At 60.8% G+C, this 2,630-nt stretch carries 2 protein-coding genes and 1 pseudogene; all 3 read right to left on the bottom strand.

What is annotated here, in order from left to right:
* Positions 1-596: 596 nt before the first annotated feature.
* Positions 597-1,514: an SMP-30/gluconolactonase/LRE family protein gene (locus tag ABSG20_RS34220; RefSeq protein ID WP_423868854.1), complete on the bottom strand. Its 918-nt coding sequence runs from the start codon at positions 1,512-1,514 to the stop codon at positions 597-599.
* Positions 1,515-1,665: 151 nt separating this feature from the next.
* On the bottom strand, positions 1,666-1,977 hold the full coding sequence (locus tag ABSG20_RS34215; RefSeq protein ID WP_423868853.1) for a transcriptional regulator: 312 nt from the start codon (positions 1,975-1,977) through the stop codon (positions 1,666-1,668).
* Positions 1,978-2,525: 548 nt separating this feature from the next.
* Positions 2,526-2,630, bottom strand: a pseudogene (locus ABSG20_RS34210) (sulfurtransferase); the annotation flags it as partial.

The raw sequence follows: 2,630 nt of genomic DNA, 5'->3' as shown, positions 1-2,630 counted from the left end.
CTTGTTGCCACCGTCGCCTTCGGATTAAGGTTTTGTCGAGCCCGGTTGGGCCAACGAGCCTCCGAAGACTTGACGCCAGCTGTGGGCGTCAGGACCACACGATTTCACCGTCCGCTTCAGCGCCGTTCGTCTTGCGTAGCATTCATCAGCTCACAGGCGACCTCAATGTACATCCTGCCCTGCCATGTCATAGCCACGCCCGACGCTGCCGCGTCCACCGCATCTCATCCCGCGTGTCTGACGATCGCGATACGCCCCTCATCTGGGATAAGACGAAACGGTTAATAAACTGATTCGAACATAAAGTAAACAGTAATATTTTTTACATTGGGGCTTGACAGCCCAAATCACACCAAATCTTGCCTCATCGCCGCGATGACGACCGGGTTTTCGCGCGGTGCCGCCGTTTCACTCAAGCGGTCATCGCCCGGCTCGACCGGGACCCGGCAGTCCAGAGCCCGATCAGCCCCAAAATACAAATCCAACCCGTCTCATGCTTCAACAATTCCCGCATCAGCGCCAAAGGCAAAGGCGAATGAGATGCTCGACATCGGCGCGCGAGCTCGACGCCACGCGGCCTCGGCCGTCGTTTGCCCTCACTCCGGGCGCCAGCCGGCGGGGTGCGCGTTGACGTAGATCGCGTACAGCGAGGTCTGCGCGGTGATGTAGAGACGGTTGCGATGGCGGCCGCCGAAGCAGAGATTGGCGACCAGTTCCGGCACCGGAATGCGCCCGATCATCGTTCCGTCGGGGGCGAAGACACGAACCGAATCCGCACTCGACGCCCAGATATTGCCGGCCGTATCGACGCGGAAGCCGTCGAACAGGCCCGCCTCGCTCACGGCGAACACGCCCTCGCGCCCAAGCGACTGGCCATCCGCGCCGACATGATAGGCGTGGATGGCGCGCGGCGTTCCGGCGACGTGGGTCTCACCGGTGTCGGCGACATAGAGTTTCCGCTCGTCCGGCGAGAAGGCAAGGCCGTTGGGGCGCACCAGATCGGTCACCACCGCCTCGACCGCGCCGGAGGCCGGATCGAGCCGGTAGACATTCGCGGCGCCGATCTCGGAAGCTGCGAACGCGCCCTCGTAATAGCCGTCGATGCCGTAGGTCGGATCGGAGAACCAGAGCGACCCGTCGGACTTCACCACGACGTCGTTCGGCGAATTGAGCCGCTTGCCCTGGTAATGCGTCGCCAGCGCGCACCAGAGTCCGTCGGCACCCAGCCGCGAGATCCGCCGCCCGCCATGTTCGCAAGCGATGACGCGGCCCTCGCGATCGAGCGTATGGCCGTTATGATGGCCGCAGGGGCTCGCGAACACGCTGACATGACCGTCGTCCTCGACCAGGCGCAGCACGCGATCGTTCGGAATGTCCGACCACAGCAGATGCCGCGCGGCCGGCACATAGACCGGACCCTCCGCCCAGCGGCAGCCCGTCCACAGCCGCTCCAGCTTGGCGTGAGCGATGATCAGCCGGGAAAAGCGCTCGTCGAGGATCACATAGTCTGACATCGGCGAAAGATCCGGCGCGTGCGTCGCTCCGGTATCGATACCATGACCCGAAGCCAAATCGCAACGCGGATCGGAGGAACGGCCACGGCTGACGCATCTTCAGAATGAGGTCAGAGAGCTTGGATACGACAAGTTTCACGGAATCGCTCAACTAGCCCGCAACACGAAGACGCAAGCCCGCGCGCTTCTGCAAATACGCGATCACGCTGAACAGGTTCTTTGCCTGCGGATTGCCGCTCGGTCCGAACATGCGGATGAGGCTCTTGGGCGGTGAGTCGATTTCCGCGCCAAGCTTCTCAAAACCCACTGTCGCCTTGATGTAGTCGCGCAGGATTGTCTTGCCAACATCGACATCGCCGCTCAGAAACGCATCAACCGCTTCACGCAGAAGTGCCTCGGCAAATTTCTTGTCGCTCCTGACATGGCCTTGCACCAGTTCCTTGAAGCTCTTTGTTCTTGCCATCTCCCGTCTCCTTCAGCGCCGTCCGCGCTTGCTTTGTTTATAGTCCTGCCAATAGGTGTGTGCCGTAGCGATATCCCGCTGCTGGCGCTTCTTCGTGCCACCCGTAGCAGGATCACCACCGCTTCACCGTCACGCCCAAACTAGACGCGGTAACCTGGCCCAAAATCGATCTTATATTCGAGCACGCCTTCACCAATCGACTTCACATTGGAGAAGCTGCCTTGCTCCAACCGGGCGATAAGCCCGCGTCGCCTTGGCTCGCGCAACCGCCTCCAAGTCCGCAAACCAGTCGGCAAAGGGCTCCTGGCCGTCGGAGGCGACGTAGTAGCGGATTTCAGACATTGCCGTAGGGTAACACAAGTGTTACCATGTTTCAAGAGGTCCATAGACCGTAAGGCGGGTCGGAGCTGAAGCCGTAACTCGCCACTTCAGTGAATGTGGGCCACGATTGGCGAGTTAGGTGAATATCCCGGTAGTGAGCGTAGCCCGGATGAGCGAAGCGACATCCGGGACCTTCGCATTTACGACGGCCCCAGGTCCGAGCAAATTCAATCCGTCTCGATCGGCAGCGTGGGATCCCTGGCCCACTCTCCCATCGAGCCATCGTAAAGGCTCAGTTTGTCGTAGCCGTGCTGATGCAGCAGAAACAGATC

Origin of the sequence: Bradyrhizobium sp. (assembly GCF_049512235.1) — a bacterium.
Taxonomy (GTDB): Bacteria; Pseudomonadota; Alphaproteobacteria; order Rhizobiales; family Xanthobacteraceae; genus Bradyrhizobium.
Note: the sequence above shows the minus strand (reverse complement) of the source record. Positions and strands in the feature narration are given on the sequence as shown.

Coding starts and splice junctions, on each gene's coding strand:
- ABSG20_RS34215 (WP_423868853.1), bottom strand. CDS start 1,977: ATGGCAAGAACAAAGAGCTTCAAGGAACTGGTGCAAGGCCATGTCAGG.
- ABSG20_RS34220 (WP_423868854.1), bottom strand. CDS start 1,514: ATGTCAGACTATGTGATCCTCGACGAGCGCTTTTCCCGGCTGATCATC.